The organism is Aeromonas media, assembly GCF_020423125.1.
GTDB lineage: Bacteria > Pseudomonadota > Gammaproteobacteria > Enterobacterales > Aeromonadaceae > Aeromonas > Aeromonas media.
On record NZ_CP075564.1, the window covers coordinates 2656378 to 2671571 of the forward strand.

A 15194-nucleotide genomic window follows, 5' to 3' on the forward strand; every position below is an offset into this window, starting at 1 on the left:
GGGAGCAGTGGAACAGGAAACGCACTTAAGCCAAGTCGGCTTAGCGTACGATTCTTCCCGAATTCTGCGGCTTCCCTTTCCAGCCCTTGGCGGTCATCTGTGGGGCCAGTTGCTCGAAGCAATCGGCGGTCAATGCCTGATCGGTCGTGATGGACCAACTTCATGCGTGGACGCTGTCGCCGGCAACACAAGATCTGGAGTTGTCGATCAGGGTGCGTTTAAACGCTACGGGAACGCAGAGCTACACCGAGCCGCTATCCTGATGCACCAAGGCTCCATTCTTGGAGCCTTTCTTGACCTGATACATCGCCTGATCGGCATGCTCGCTGAGCACCTCGATGGTCGCTCCATGCTGAGGGTAGAGCGCGATACCGACACTAATGGAAATTCGTGCTTCGCCACCCGCAGGCAAGGGGATTGGTCGGCGGACCTCCGAGATGAACAGGCTGGCCTTTTTGAGCGCCTCCTGTTCGTCGCTGACGTGTTGCAGCAAGGCCACGTACTCATCGCCTCCCACCCTGGCGAGCGTGTCGGAGGCACGGATGCAACACAGGAGACGGCGGGCCACGGTCTTTAGCACTACATCCCCCGCTTCGTGGCCATGGGTGTCGTTGACCGACTTGAACCCATCCAGATCCATGAACAGCACAGCCAGATGCGTGTTCTCGCGCTCTGCCAATGCAAGCGCCTGCTGTATGCGGTCACCGAGTAAGACCCGGTTGGGTAGATCGGTCAATACGTCATGATGCGCTCGATGGTGATAGGTATCCAGCTCCTGTCTGGACCGGCTGATGTCCTGATGGGTACCGTACATGATGAGAGGCTTGCCATCCCGATCCCATTTCCCCACCTTCCCGCGGTCCAGCACCCAGATCCAGTGCCCATCCTTGTGGCGCATTCTGGCCTCACACTCGTAGAACGGTAACTCCCCCGCCAAGTGCTGCTTGAGCAGCTGTTCTGACTTTTGCAGATCTTCCGGATGCGTGAGCTTTACCCAGGTGACGATGGAGATCGGCTCAAGCTCTTGGAGCTTGTATCCAACGATCCTCGCCCATTCCTCATTGAAGACGGTTTCACCGCTCTGGACATTCCACTCCCAGGTGCCGACCCGGGTGCCTTCAAGAATGGCGCTCAATCGAGACCTCTCCAGAGACAGGTCTTCTGTCATCGCGCGGGCCGCCGCTTCTGCCCGGGACCGACCCGACACCAGCAAAAACATCAGCCCAGCCAGCATGGCACTGAGCAAGACACCGGTTACCGCGATCACGATCGGTAGCCCTCTGTCCACCCGTTGCAGAAGGCTCGTGCTGCCATGAACGCGAACGGTCCAGGTTTGTCCCATCATGCGCAGCCGATGCACCGATTCAAACCCTGGACGGATATCGGTACGCCCTGAACTGCCAAAGTGAGTTCGTGTCGCTTCAACCATCTCTTCGCCGTCGAAGATGTCGATGATCAGGTCACGCTCCTGCTCTCCGAGGAGACCATGCAGGAAGTCTGTCATGCGAAACGGTGCATAGACCCAGCCGCGCAGTTGTTCCCGGCGCTCTGCTACGGTTGCCGCTGGCTGGTCAGTAGCGTAGATCGCCTGGTAGATCAGGAACCCCGACTGCTCCTGAACCCCCGTTTCCTGCTCGAGACGCACATGCCCCGAAAGCGCGATGGCACCCGTATCTACCGAGCGCTGCATGGCCTCGCGCCGCACGGGTTCTGAATACATGTCGAAGCCGAAGGCACGCAGGTTGCGTCCCGAAAACGGCTCCAGATACACGATCGAGGAATACAGGTCTCGTTGGCCTGCTGGTTGCACAGTGTAAGAGGGAAAGCCTTCGGCGCGGACCTGATCGATGTGGGTTTGCAGATCGGCAGGCCGGATGGCCCTGGCGAAGCCCACGCCTTGGATGCCAGGCAGGTACTGGTCCAGAGCCTGGCGATCGGAATACCTTCGGAAATCTTCACGTCCGACATCATGATGCACATCAAAGAACCCGGCCGTGCCCCGCAGGACCTGCTGGTAGGTGGCCATGCGGTTCTCGATGCGCTCAGCAGCCTCCCGGGCGCGGAAGTCGAAGTAGACCTGTTGTCGTTGATCGATGGACTCGACGATGAGTTGGTAAAGCACTACGGTGGAGCACAGGCCGATCAAAAAAACCACAAGAGGGATTAGCCTCGGCGACAGTCGGCTTGGTTTGCCAGAGGGGATCATTCGCTATGCCTTCTTGTTGATTTCCCAAAGCTTAAAATTAAACGCTACCATAAACAGCAACAACAGCAACTCTCCGAAACTCTTTCCTGATTTCTTCTTCTTCCTTGCGAGCTTGGATCTTGGCTTCACGCTCGGGCGTGCTCATTCCTTCGTAGCTGACTCCTGTAGTGGTCAACTAAAACCGGACACTTGGTTAGGCCGATCCTCGGCTTTTGCTGGCGCGATCCCGTCATTGTGTTGATGTGGACGCCGCCAGTTGTAGTAATCCATCAGGTAATAGCTGATATCCCGCTTCGCCTCCCGCAGGTTCATATATCCCGTTGTCGGGAGCCACTCTGACTTCAGGCTCCTGAACAGCCGCTCCATCGGCGCGTTATCCCAGCAGTTGCCACGCCGACTCATGCTCTGGGTCATGCGATAGCGCCACAGTCGTTGCCGAAATGCCCGACTGCCATATTGGCTGCCCTGGTCGAAGTGAAACAGCACACCGGATGGGCAACCCCGCTGCTGATAGGCCATCTCCAGTGCTTTGATGGCCAGCTCTGCATCAGGCTTGTCAGACATCGCCCAGCCCACGACCCGCCGGGTATGCAGGTCGAGCACTGCGGCCAGGTAATACCAACGACCCGCGGCCCAGACATAGGTGATATCGCCACACCACACCTGATTGGGTTGCTGGACATCAAATTCACGGGCCAGCAGATTGGGAATGTCCGGTCGCTCAGACCGGGCGACCTGATAGCGATGAGCGCCCGGTTGCTTGGATACCAGACCGGCTTCTTTCATCAGACTGCGCACTTTGAATCGGCCAATCTGATGCCCCAGCTCTCGCATCATCGACATCAAGGCGCGGCTGCCCGCTGAGTTCCGGCTTTCTTTGAACAAACGGCGCAACTCGCTGCGTTGCTGCATCCGCTCACGGTTAATCGTCCGCTTGCGGGCCAGATAGTCGTAAAAACAGGATGTTGGAACATCGAAAGCGCAGCAGAGCAGAGTGATGGGGGCTTGCTCTCTTAATCGGTCTATCAGCGCGTACGAGTGAACTCGTCCGTCATCAAGAGAGCCGTAGCCTTTTTTAGAATGTCCTTTTCGCGCTCGAGCCGGTTGATGCGGGCTTCCAGCTCCTGGATTTTCTGCTGCTCCGGGGTCAGCGCTTTGCCGATAGGGGTGGTGCCGGTTCGTTCGGATTGAAGCTGCTGAACCCATCGGCGAAGTATGGTTTCACCGACATCCAGTGAACGGCTGGCTTCGGGGACAGAGTATCCCTGGTCGAGCACCAGGGATGCGGCTTCGAGTTTGAATTCAGCAGTAAATGAGCGACGTAATCTTGTCATTGAACACCTCAAGTCATGGTGGCGACTGTACCACCTAAAACGGTGTCCGGGATGATTAGACCACTACATCCGGCCTCGAACTCCTTGTTGTCAGCGAACTTTCTCAGTGCGTCTCGGGCTTGCAAAAAACCCTGTCCGGTGGAGTGCTGGTGGAGATGAAAAACATCACCGCCTAAATAGCTGTTCCGAATAGTAGATCACCGGAGGAAGGGAACTCAGTCCAGTTTGTGCGATCTGATTAGTCGCTAAACAAAACAAGCCACACCCAAAGGACTGAGTTGATGCCTATCCTACCACCTCTGCCACGACCACAACGGCGCCGCATTCACAAAATCATCCATGCCACCCGTGATAAAGGACATGCTCGTCGCTTGATGGCCATCTTGCTGTTACATGAAGGACGCACGATCACCGATGTTCATCACCTTACCGGCGCTGCGCGCTCGACCATCGGTCGTTGGCTTCGGTGGTATCGAGATGAAGGCATAGATGCGCTAGAAGCCTTACCGGCTGGCCGTGCCCCAGTCTTACCTATCGCCAAGATTGTCACCTTACTGGTGCTGCTCATGCAGTTTTCTCCGCAAGATTTTGGTTATCAGCGCAGCCGTTGGTGTACTGAACTATTGGCTATAAAAATCAATCGGTTAACAGGGCTCAATGTGGCAGCCTCCACGCTCCGCCGATGGTTACCTCGTATGGGCATTGTCTGGCGCAGGTCCGTGCCGACCTTGCGGATAAAAGACCCAGCCTATCAGGAAAAAATGGCGAATATCGACGCCGCGCTGGCCCGCTGTGATGCCGATAATCCGGTGTTTTATGAGGATGAAGTCGATATAGACCTCAATCCCAAATTAGGAGCCGACTGGATGTTCAGAGCGCAGCAAAAGCGGGTTGTCACACCGGGGCAGAATGCCAAGCATTATCTGGCAGGCGTTCTCCACGCAGGCAACGGAAGGGTACTTTACGTCAGCGGGATCAAGAAAAACTCATCGCTGTTTATTGCCATGCTGGAAAAGCTGCGCCACCACTACCGACGAGCCAAAACCATCACGTTGATCCTCGATAACTACATCATTCACAAAAGCAAACAGACCGAGCGATGGTTGAAGAAGAATCCCAAGTTCTGCCTGGTGTTCCAGCCAGTTTACAGCCCTTGGGTTAATCACATAGAACGGCTATGGCACAAGTTACATGAAACCATCACGCGCAATCATCAATGCAGAGGGATGGCAAACCTGCTGGCCCGAGTGAAACACTTCATGGATACCGTGTCTCCTTTCCCGGGGAATGGCTATGGCACAGCGAAGGTGTAGCACTATTGGGATCAGTTATTTAGGGAAGGTGCGAATAAGCGGGGAAATTCTTCTCGGCTGACTCAGTCATTTCATTTCTTCATGTTTGAGCCGTTTTTTCTCCCGTAAATGCCTTGAATCAGCCTATTTAGACCGTTTCTTCGCCATTTAAGGCGTTATTCCCAGTTTTTAGTGAGATCTCTCCCACTGACGTATCATTTGGTCCGCCCGAAACAGGTTGGCCAGCGTGAATAACATCGCCAGTTGGTTATCGTTTTTCAGCAACCCCTTGTATCTGGCTTTCACGAAGCCGAATTGTCGCTTGATGATGCGAAATGGGTGCTCCACCTTGGCCCGGATGCTGGCTTTCATGTATTCGATGTTGATGGCCGTTTTGTTCTTGCGTGGATGCTGTTTCAAGGTTCTTACCTTGCCGGGGCGCTCGGCGATCAGCCAGTCCACATCCACCTCGGCCAGCTCCTCGCGCTGTGGCGCCCCTTGGTAGCCGGCATCGGCTGAGACAAATTGCTCCTCTCCATGCAGCAGATTACCCAGCTGATTGAGGTCATGCTCGTTGGCCGCGGTGGTGACTAGGCTGTGGGTCATGCCACTCTTGGCATCGACACCAATGTGGGCCTTCATGCCAAAGTGCCACTGATTGCCTTTCTTGGTCTGATGCATCTGCGGATCGCGTTGCTGCTCTTTGTTCTTGGTCGAGCTGGGTGCCTCAATGATGGTGGCATCGACCAAGGTGCCTTGAGTCATCATGACGCCTGCTTCGGCCAGCCAGCGATTGATGGTCTTGAACAATTGGCGGGCCAGTTGATGCTGCTCCAGCAGGTGGCGGAAATTCATGATGGTGGTGCGGTCCGGCAAGGCGCTATCCAGGGATAACCGGGCAAACAGACGCATGGAGGCGATTTCGTACAGAGCATCTTCCATCGCGCCATCGCTCAGGTTGTACCAATGCTGCATGCAGTGAATGCGTAGCATGGTTTCCAGCGGATAAGGTCGCCGGCCACTACCAGCCTTGGGGTAAAACGGCTCGATGACTTCCACCATGTTTTGCCATGGCAGAATCTGCTCCATGCGGGACAAGAAAATCTCTTTTCTGGTCTGACGGCGCTTACTGCTGAATTCACTGTCGGCGAAGGTAAGTTGATGACTCATGATGAACCCTGTTCCATGGCTCCAGATGACAAACATGCTCTCATTTCAGGGACTTGTTCGCACCTTCCCTAATGGCGCTATTCCGACTGCTTGTTCTGAATATCAGTCGGCAACACCTCGGCATCATGGACATTTTCCAACAACACTTCTGCCGCCACGATATCGTGGATCACCGGGTCTACCGCCAGATGCAACTTGCGCCAGATTCGCCGCGTCTCAGCGCAGTATTTTCTGACCTTCCACTCGCCTTCGCCAGATACCTTGAGGCCAGTCGAGTCGATAACCAGGTCGGTGATACGTCCCTTACAGGGCTGCCGATAGGCCACTGTCACCTTGAGGGCTCGCTTGCTGACACAGTACTCCTTTCCCGGGGAATGGCTATGGCACAGCGAAGATGTAGCGCTATTAGGATCAGTTATTTAGGTCAAGGAGGTCATGGCAAACAGACGCATCGAAGCAATCTCGTAATGTACATCTTCCATAGCGCCGTCGCTGACGTTATACCACTGCTGCATGCAGTGAATGCGCGCATTGTATCGAGCGGGTAGAGACGACACCCGTTACCCGCCTTGGGATTGATGGATTCGATGACCCCCAGCATGGGAGCACTGCCTCTATGCGAGTCAAGAATCACTTCGCGGGTTTTGCGGCGTTTACCATTGAATTCGTAATCCGCGAAGGTGAGCTGGTGACTCATTCAGCACCTCATTCGTGGTGCAAAGTGGGGATCGCGATCTTACATTTGGGGCTTGATCGCTACTCCTCTGGGGAAGTGTATTAATTTGAGATATACCACTCATATTTCAACATAATCTGTACGAAATTCTTGGCTGACAGAGAACTACAGATATACTTCATTAGGAACAATGGATTTTAATTTTTATTTTTAATGCAAAGCAATAAAAATAATTTAACTATCATGGTGAAGCTTATGCCTTTATTTTTTGTCATGCTTCTTGGTCTAACCAACATATCGGTACCATTAATAGGAAAACCATGTGTTCAGGTTGTGCCCGGTGGAGCAGTAGAACTGTTTTGGGTGCAGGTTAAACGCGGAGCAGAGGATGCTGGTCGTGATTATGGTTATTCAATTTACTTTCGAGGTGCAAAAACATCAAGTGATGGAAAAGAGCAACAGCGAATAGTCAACATGACAGATGAAATTGGATGTAAAGCTCTCGTATTAGCACCAAGTGCTAATTATGATAAAGATGTAGCTCGTCTACATAAACTTGGCATCCCAGTAGTATTCATTGATCGCAGTGTAGGTAATACTAAACTTACAAGCTTAGTAGCCACTAATAACTATAATGCTGGTTATGAGGCTGGTTTATACATGGCAGAGAGGCTGGGCTGGAGTGGCCGTATAGTAGTTCTAAGATTAAGAAAAGGTGTCTCCTCGACGGATTTTAGAGAAAAAGGATTTATTGATGCAGCAACAAACTTAGGTCTTACCATAATCGATGCCCCCTATATTGGAGATAATGTTGCAGAAGGCCGAAAAAATACTAAAGACATACTATCTAAATATTCCGGTGAAATAGATGGGATATTCACACCCAATGAGACTACATCGTCAAGCCTCCTATTGGCATTAGAGCAACTAACCCCGAACAAGAGTATGGTTAATATAGGTTTTGATGTCAGTCAAAGATTGATCGATGGACTAAATAAAAACATATTCACTGCACTAGTAGTACAACGTCCCTACAGAATAGGATATGTAGGTGTAACAACAGCGATAAATAACATCATTGAGAAAGGTGATGTGAAGTTTTTGGATACCGGGCATATATTGGTAACTACATACAACATTAAAACAAAGTCTATAACAGATGAGTTAAAGTTGAATTACCCAACTCTGATAATTAGAACAGGGAGGGATGATTAAACCTACAATCTACATTATGTAGATTGTAGGTTTAATCTTGAGCCTGTAAATGATTCTGTGTAACTGCCCACTCCATTACAGGTGACCGTTCAGGCGATCACCGAACTCGATAATAAAGCGATTTAGGGCAAGCTTCCAATTCTGGATCGGCATGGTCCATTTCTTGGAGGCCTGCTGTATCGCGAGGTACGCCACTTTGAGCGCCGACTCATCGGTCGGGAACAGCTTCCTTTGTTTGGTCGCTTTGCGCAGCACGCTGTTCAGTGACTCGATCGCATTGGTGGTGTAGATCACCTTCCGGATGGCGGGGGGATAATCAAACAGCGTGATCAAATTGTCCCAGTTACCCTGCCAGGAACGCGCTATCTGCGGGTACTGGCTATCCCAGCGCTCGCCGAAGGCCGCCAGCGCCTGCTGAGCCTCACGTTCCGTCGCAGAGTGGTAGATCTGCTTCAGATCCGCCGTCACCGCCTTGTAGTCCTTCCAGGAGACATAGCGCAACGAGTTGCGCACCATGTGGACGATACACAGTTGAACCTTGGTCTGGGGGTACTCCACAATGGGCGATTGCGATGCGACCAGGCAGGCTCAAGGAGCTCAACAAGCATCCGCGCCAAGGTGGAGCACCCGTTTCGGATCATCAAACGTCAGTTTGGCTTTGTGAAGGCGCGGTTCAAGGGGCTGCGCAAGAACGACAACCAACTGGCGATGTTGTTTACGCTGGCGAATCTGTTTCGCGTGGACCAGATGATACGGGCATGGGATAGCTGTGCCCAAAAATCGAGATAAGCCTCGAAAATGAGGCTAAATGGCACTTAATAGCCGAATACTTGCGGCAAAAAGTCAGGTTTTTGGAGTGCTGGGCATTTCAAATGCGGACAAAGAGCTCGTGGTGAAGGTGCAATCCACTTGTTCGCACCTTCCCTAGGGAAGGTGCGAATAAGCGGGGAAATTCTTCTCGGCTGACTCAGTCATTTCATTTTTTCAGTTTGAGCCGATCTTTTCTCCCGTAAATGCCTTGAATCAGCCTATTTAGACCGTTTCTTCGCCATTTAAGGCGTTATTCCCAGTTTTTAGTGAGATCTCTCCCACTGACGTATCATTTGGTCCGCCCGAAACAGGTTGGCCAGCGTGAATAACATCGCCAGTTGGTTATCGTTTTTCAGCAACCCCTTGTATCTGGCTTTCACGAAGCCGAACTGTCGCTTGATGATGCGAAATGGGTGCTCCACCTTGGCCCGGATGCTGGCTTTCATGTATTCGATGTTGATGGCCGTTTTGTTCTTGCGTGGATGCTGTTTCAAGGTTCTTACCTTGCCGGGGCGCTCGGCGATCAGCCAGTCCACATCCACCTCGGCCAGCTCCTCGCGCTGTGGCGCCCCTTGGTAGCCGGCATCGGCTGAGACAAATTGCTCCTCTCCATGCAGCAGATTACCCAGCTGATTGAGGTCATGCTCGTTGGCCGCGGTGGTGACTAGGCTGTGGGTCATGCCACTCTTGGCATCGACACCAATGTGGGCCTTCATGCCAAAGTGCCACTGATTGCCTTTCTTGGTCTGATGCATCTGCGGATCGCGTTGCTGCTCTTTGTTCTTGGTCGAGCTGGGTGCCTCAATGATGGTGGCATCGACCAAGGTGCCTTGAGTCATCATGACGCCTGCTTCGGCCAGCCAGCGATTGATGGTCTTGAACAATTGGCGGGCCAGTTGATGCTGCTCCAGCAGGTGGCGGAAATTCATGATGGTGGTGCGGTCCGGCAAGGCGCTATCCAGGGATAACCGGGCAAACAGACGCATGGAGGCGATTTCGTACAGAGCATCTTCCATCGCGCCATCGCTCAGGTTGTACCAATGCTGCATGCAGTGAATGCGTAGCATGGTTTCCAGCGGATAAGGTCGCCGGCCATTACCAGCCTTGGGATAAAACGGCTCGATGACTTCCACCATGTTTTGCCATGGCAGAATCTGCTCCATGCGGGACAAGAAAATCTCTTTTCTGGTCAGTCTGACGGCGCTTACTGCTGAATTCACTGTCGGCGAAGGTGAGCTGATGACTCATGATGAACCCTGTTCCATGGCTCCAGATGACAAACATGATCTCATATCAGGGACTTGTTCGCACCTTCCCTAGACTAACTGCTTGCGACACAAATCCCGTTATCTCGCAACACTCCATCCGAACATCGCGCAACCGTGGTCAGAAACATATCAATGACGCCGTACACCGGATCGTAGAGCAAATCGAACTCTGACACGATCACACGGTACAGATCGGCTTTCTGATGGTCGGCACCCAACAGGAGCTCACGCAGATATAGCATCATCTGGTAGAAGTGTTTGCCCGACAACAGTGGAGTATCGAATTGAAGCAGTTCGGTAAATGATTGCCGATAGCCGGGGTTTGAGTGCAGGTCGATAATGTAGCCGCTCACCTGATAGGTATATAACCTGCCTGGTAAGCATTTATGCTCTGCCTCGGGCTGCTCCTGAGGTGGCTGCGGGATAAACTCTAGATTCGGCAGATCGGGATGACCCAGCAGGATAAATTGGGTGATCAGGCAGTGTCGAACGTCGGCGCTGCCACTGCCAGCATTAAAACCAGCTTTGACGCTGTCACGTCGCAGTTGGTTGAAATGTTTAGCCAGCAAAATGGGTTGGTTATAGGATCTTTTGTCGGAAAATGGAATTTCATATCCGGGCTTGGTGACATAGCCGTTTAGGTGGTAGATGAATGGGCCGATGAAAGGTTTTCGAGTAAGAATTATCATGATTAGTCCAGTGGGGGCAATCGGCAGATGGCTGCCGTGTTGATGATAGTAGTGCAGGTGATCGTTACGTTTAGATTTAAATAAAGCTACCAACTCTGATAACACTCAGACCTCTATAACAATCATCCTATTTGGATGATATTGGAGCAGAACCCGATCACCAGCCCCACGAAAAAATCGTATAAATAGAGATATTGAAATTTTTAAATTTCTCCCGCCATTTCAAACTCCTATCGCATAGTCTATCGCATAATTGATCCATCATGAGTCGTCATTGGGTATCTAAGAGAGTGCCCACGGTAAACCGAGATACTGCCATCTGTCAAGCGACAAAAATGGATCATGCCATTGATTTTAAAAGAGTTTTTTATTGAAAAAATAATTGTACAAATTTCGCTCTTGGTTGTTTTTTGCTCTTCCTGCGTGTTGGTTGCACAACATTTGACCTATAACATGCCCATAAACAGTATGGACGTGGTTGGGATGGTAAAATATCGATAATGTGGTAGTCATTACATGTGGATGATATGCTCGAAGAGCAATATAAATAAAAACATTTTTGCCGTTCGATTTAATGGATATGAGGCTTAAACAGAACATAAACAGACGAATTCCTGCATAAAGCAGGACATCAATGCTTGAATGACATGTTCTAGTTGTTTTCAATGTGATTCATATTTTATTTTGAAAACAAAGGCTCAATTGTTTATTTTAGCATCATAATGCATTTTAAATGCAATGTCTAAAATCAGCACTAGGCGCTCTTGTGCATGAAAGGGGGATATGTAAGGGGGGTAATTCTGGATGCAATCTATTTATAGATAGAGGTTCATTGCATGCTTGCATCCAGATGGTAGATATTGTGTGCTTAGGCTGACACATCAGTGAGTAAATCTGTGGCGATATACTCATACGTTTTATCCGGCCTCCTCTCCCGCCGAACCCAAGCATTTGCGACGCATTTTCTGATATAGTTTTTTGCCTGCCGTTCCTGTATGGAAAATTCCGCACAAAAGGAGTTCACTAACTCGGCTGCTGATACTGAGGTATGACCACTCAGAGCTTTTTTCAGGGAAGTTAATAATGTGTTGTTATCACTATCATTCGCGCTGACGAATATCAGATGTTCTGTTCGGTTTAATAAAATCTCATCAGGAGTTTCAACCGCTCTCGAACTAAACCTGAGGCTGAATCTAGCCCCCTGCCCATCCCGTAATGCTAGTGACATAACGCCATCAGCCTCACCATGAATGGATGATGCCCCCCTGATACCAGCAGCGCCTGCGTTGTAACCCTCCGCTCCTGGCGAGGATTTTCTTGCATGATGCACAACAATGTGGGCTGCGGGTCGACTTATTTTTCTGATGGACCGCATCACCTGGCCCATCATGCTATTATCATTTTCCACCGCCGTATGCATCCTGGCTAGTACATCCCAAATAATCAGGTCAGGCTGGATCTCATTCACGATGGAGATCATTTTTTTCGCCTCTACAGGATCCAATACATCCGTTGTCTGGAAATCACCACACCGGAAAAAATTCCGCTCAATTGTTTGGTCAGTCACATTATTATGTGCTGTCATGGTTAAAAAGCGTTTCCAAAACAACCGATCTTTTAGCTCAAAATCCATATACAACACTCGTGCTGGATTTCGATTCCTCCAGTTGAGGAACTGTCCTCCACTGGCGATAGCCAATGCGAGCTGCGTTGCGAACAGCGATTTACCAGATTTGGGGGCGCCATTGATGATCCACTGATCACCCTGCTCAATCAGTTCGTCCAACAACCAAATCGGTTTTTGCTCACTGGCAATCCGCCCCTCACTAACCCCCCAAGCTAACATTTTATTCTGGAGCATACATACTCCCCCCAAAAAAGGTTATTATTATTTGTTGTTTTTATATATCAATGGTAGATATTCATTATTGCTATTTATAAAAATAAACATTGCAAATAATCTATTATTGATGATGTTCAGAAAATATAAAAAACAAACGCCATTCAGAATATTTTACAAAGAAAGATCTGAATCCATTTCATGACGTGCAGTCCTCTGGCCAGAGTGCTCGTGCTGAGATTTTAATGCATACGCTCCAGGCCTCATCCTGAAACGTGCAATTCTTTTGGCTGCTAATATAGGGTTATCCATTATGATTCTAAGACCTCGAGTAGCAATCTCACCGACCTCTGCGTACTCTCTACGGAGCCGCTCAAGGTCTGAACTTGCTCCTGCAACTGTTTGAGCGAAACGCTCATCTGATGAATGGAGTTCTCGGCAGAGACGTTGCTGTCGCTGGTATGCGTGTTCAAATGCTGCAACATGGTCAGCAAGACCTGATGGTCGTTCATTATCTGCTGCTGTGTGACATGCTGCGATTGAACCTGCTCCCTGAGTGTTGCTATCGAGCTCATCTGCTCGGTGTTGATAAAACTGAGCAACTCTAATAATTGTTTCTCTAAATTCATGATTAACTCCTAGTAATGCTAAAATAGCGCTCAAAATTTTCATCAGCAGTTGAATTAATGCCTTTTCGGTGTCTACTGTTAGGGTTCCTTCAGGGTTAATTGGGGTCAGTGTGTAACCTGCATATAGCTGCATCTGCTGTTGCCAAAAAAGCGCATTTGTTGGCTGTTTGCGATGTCTCTGGGTTATCACTGCGGCCATACCTGTCGGTCGTCTCACAGGCCTCGGAGAGGGCATTGGGTGCAGCGTCTCAGTGACGTTATAGCGGCTCTGATTGAAGGCCCGGCGTTTGGCTATCCGCTCCTCAATCTGCTGCCAGAGTGCATCCAACGACGGTTGTGGAGGTGTTGTTATCGACAACGTCGGTCTCACCGCATCAATACTGGTAAACGCACGGCTAAATAAAGGTCCTTTCAGCCGAAAAGCCTTGATCTTTCCCTCTGGCACAATCCGTATGTAATCCTTTTTAGCCTCGACTTCGCTAATACCATACATTTGTCGAGTCTGAGGTTGCTCCAGCCAATTAATCACAGCCTGTCGGTTACATAACTGACCCTGAGTTACCCGTAACTGCACCGCATCAGATAACGCTGCAATCAAGTCCGCATTTTTACTGTACCGTGGTATTGTTCCTGTCAGCCTCTTGCGTTGCGGATCATCTGGACGTGCGAGGTTATGTTTCAAGTTGAGGTAATCACGGATCGCATTAAAATCTCCTTCCGCACCTGGTGGGTGAGGGTTGAAATATTTTCCAGTGCGCAGATTAATCCGTGGGATTAAGAAATGATTCTCCAGATTTTGTTCATGCGTATGTTGTACCCACAAGATCATCCTGTCCTCTATGGGTAATCCCGCAAAAACCAGCTCCTCCATCAATGCACGAAATTCCTGAGCAATATCAGGATTGGAGCTCAGCGTCTGGTTGTCCTCAATTGCATGTGCAATGACACCGCTGGTGTATTTATATTTATGTGGCGATATCTCGATTGCATAAGCGATGTCTCGTGGATTTCCAGCCAACAGCTCAGGTGGTGGAGTCCGTTGTACACCATGGATCAGTCTCAGTTGTTGGTTCAACCGATGAACCAATGGAGCGTCATTTTTATCACGAGCAACCCTAATCGCATCAGCGATTGTACTACGCTCATTTTTTTGTTGCGGAGTCAGAGCGCTGTAGATACCCAGTAGGTAATCTATTGGGGCGCTGGATTTAGTCTGGCGATGCCCATTGGTTGCAAAAAATCTAATCACCGCCATAGCTCATGCTCCTCATACTCACTCTCGATTAATGCTGGATTTACCTCCACTGCATCCTCGTCATCCTCACCTGAGTGTGACCATGTAGTGTCTGGGGTCGCAGTATCGCTTTTATCATGGCGTATAACCCGAGATGGCTGTGTTAATTGTGGTGATAACATCTCGTTGATTTTATCAACCTGCTCTTTATGTTGTTTTTCTAGTTCCCTGAGTTCGTATAAAATAAAAAGTAGATTTACATCGCCCTTATGGGAGTTACACCATTTTACCAGCTGATTGAAATTGTTATAAAACCCGGTCTGTTGCGCAATAAGATTATTTATTGTGTCGCGTAATGTTTCTGCTGGAGAAATGACGATTTTCAATTTTGTGAGAGATTGAGATGCTAACCTCGATACAGTGATGCTTGCATTTTTAGCCTTTTTCTCCCAACGACGTTTTTCCTCATATGTGCAGCGTAGCTCGATTCGATGATCACGGATCTCTGTAAAACTCGGCAGCATTTGTCGAACGATGTCTGTATCCATATTTACATCTCTAGCTATACCGTTAATAGTGACAGCGATATCGTCATTGATGCACCTGATAACGGCCCTTTCAATGAGCAGCATGAGATCAGGATCTCTTGTCAGCTCCTCACGTAAAGTATTATTTTTGCTATTCCTTAATTTTTTATTTTCTTTTCCCACGTATTGTCTCCTGGCTGCTGAACAGCTCTAATTTATATATTTAGCGGGTCTGGGCGGCAGCCCAGGTAGGTCCAGGGCGACAGCCATGGCAAGGCTCCGTACACCGTACATTGCGGAACGC

At 49.9% G+C, this 15194-nt stretch carries 9 protein-coding genes and 5 pseudogenes; 3 read left to right on the plus strand and 11 right to left on the minus strand.

Features of this window, described 5'->3' with window-relative positions; genetic code table 11:
- Positions 1-241: 241 nt before the first annotated feature.
- Together KI797_RS12165 and KI797_RS12170 are read right to left on the minus strand one after the other, a co-directional pair.
- Entirely contained in the window at positions 242-2206 is a 1965-nt protein-coding gene (locus KI797_RS12165) for a CHASE domain-containing protein (protein ID WP_226169509.1), read from the minus strand.
- Between the two features lie 171 nt (positions 2207-2377).
- A protein-coding gene (locus KI797_RS12170) for an IS3 family transposase (protein ID WP_226169510.1) occupies positions 2378-3540 on the minus strand; the annotation gives its coding sequence in 2 pieces (ribosomal slippage) (positions 2378-3285 and positions 3285-3540; 1164 coding nt in all).
- Between the two features lie 281 nt (positions 3541-3821).
- Here KI797_RS12170 and KI797_RS12175 point away from each other — a divergent pair.
- Complete coding sequence (locus tag KI797_RS12175) at positions 3822-4853, plus strand: IS630-like element ISAhy2 family transposase (RefSeq protein WP_226169508.1); 1032 nt, start codon at positions 3822-3824, stop codon at positions 4851-4853.
- 168 nt (positions 4854-5021) lie between these two features.
- Here KI797_RS12175 and KI797_RS12180 read toward each other — a convergent pair whose 3' ends face one another.
- From KI797_RS12180 to KI797_RS12190, 3 genes and pseudogenes are all read right to left on the minus strand, one after another.
- Complete coding sequence (locus KI797_RS12180) at positions 5022-6002, minus strand: IS5-like element IS5 family transposase (RefSeq protein ID WP_226173105.1); 981 nt, start codon at positions 6000-6002, stop codon at positions 5022-5024.
- Positions 6003-6106: 104 nt separating this feature from the next.
- Positions 6107-6358 (minus strand): annotated as a pseudogene (locus tag KI797_RS12185) (transposase); the annotation flags it as partial.
- Between the two features lie 69 nt (positions 6359-6427).
- Positions 6428-6699, minus strand: a pseudogene (locus tag KI797_RS12190) (transposase); the annotation flags it as partial.
- Positions 6700-6891: 192 nt separating this feature from the next.
- Between KI797_RS12190 and KI797_RS12195 the strand changes: the two are divergent.
- Positions 6892-7893 carry a substrate-binding domain-containing protein gene (locus KI797_RS12195; protein WP_226169511.1) on the plus strand — a complete coding sequence of 334 codons (1002 nt, stop codon included), beginning with the start codon at positions 6892-6894 and terminating at the stop codon, positions 7891-7893.
- 75 nt (positions 7894-7968) lie between these two features.
- Here KI797_RS12195 and KI797_RS12200 read toward each other — a convergent pair.
- Positions 7969-8445: pseudogene (locus KI797_RS12200) on the minus strand (IS256 family transposase); the annotation flags it as partial.
- A 54-nt stretch (positions 8446-8499) separates the two neighbouring features.
- Between KI797_RS12200 and KI797_RS12205 the strand changes: the two are divergent.
- Positions 8500-8682, plus strand: a pseudogene (locus KI797_RS12205) (transposase); the annotation flags it as partial.
- Positions 8683-8966: 284 nt separating this feature from the next.
- Here the strand turns inward: KI797_RS12205 and KI797_RS12210 are convergent.
- The 5 genes and pseudogenes from KI797_RS12210 to KI797_RS12230 form a co-directional block, all read right to left on the minus strand.
- Positions 8967-9951: pseudogene (locus tag KI797_RS12210) on the minus strand (IS5-like element IS5 family transposase).
- A 73-nt stretch (positions 9952-10024) separates the two neighbouring features.
- Positions 10025-10765: a hypothetical protein gene (locus KI797_RS12215; RefSeq protein WP_226169512.1), complete on the minus strand. Its 741-nt coding sequence runs from the start codon at positions 10763-10765 to the stop codon at positions 10025-10027.
- Between the two features lie 763 nt (positions 10766-11528).
- Positions 11529-12521, minus strand: a complete 993-nt coding sequence (locus tag KI797_RS12220) for an AAA family ATPase (protein WP_226169514.1) — start codon at positions 12519-12521, stop codon at positions 11529-11531.
- Between the two features lie 153 nt (positions 12522-12674).
- On the minus strand, positions 12675-14384 hold the full coding sequence (locus KI797_RS12225) for a relaxase family protein (protein WP_226169516.1): 1710 nt from the start codon (positions 14382-14384) through the stop codon (positions 12675-12677).
- Positions 14375-15073 (minus strand): plasmid mobilization protein, encoded by a 699-nt coding sequence (locus KI797_RS12230; protein ID WP_005346571.1) that lies wholly within the window; start codon positions 15071-15073, stop codon positions 14375-14377. Before KI797_RS12230 ends, KI797_RS12225 begins: the two co-directional genes overlap by 10 nt.
- Positions 15074-15194 lie beyond the last annotated feature (121 nt).

Excerpts from the sequence above, each read along its gene's own strand:
- KI797_RS12195 (WP_226169511.1), top strand. The coding sequence starts at position 6,892 with ATGCAAAGCAATAAAAATAATTTAACTATCATGGTGAAGCTTATGCCT.
- KI797_RS12220 (WP_226169514.1), bottom strand. The coding sequence starts at position 12,521 with ATGCTCCAGAATAAAATGTTAGCTTGGGGGGTTAGTGAGGGGCGGATT.
- KI797_RS12165 (WP_226169509.1), bottom strand. The coding sequence starts at position 2,206 with ATGATCCCCTCTGGCAAACCAAGCCGACTGTCGCCGAGGCTAATCCCT.
- KI797_RS12180 (WP_226173105.1), bottom strand. The coding sequence starts at position 6,002 with ATGAGTCATCAACTTACCTTCGCCGACAGTGAATTCAGCAGTAAGCGC.
- KI797_RS12225 (WP_226169516.1), bottom strand. The coding sequence starts at position 14,384 with ATGGCGGTGATTAGATTTTTTGCAACCAATGGGCATCGCCAGACTAAA.
- KI797_RS12175 (WP_226169508.1), top strand. The coding sequence starts at position 3,822 with ATGCCTATCCTACCACCTCTGCCACGACCACAACGGCGCCGCATTCAC.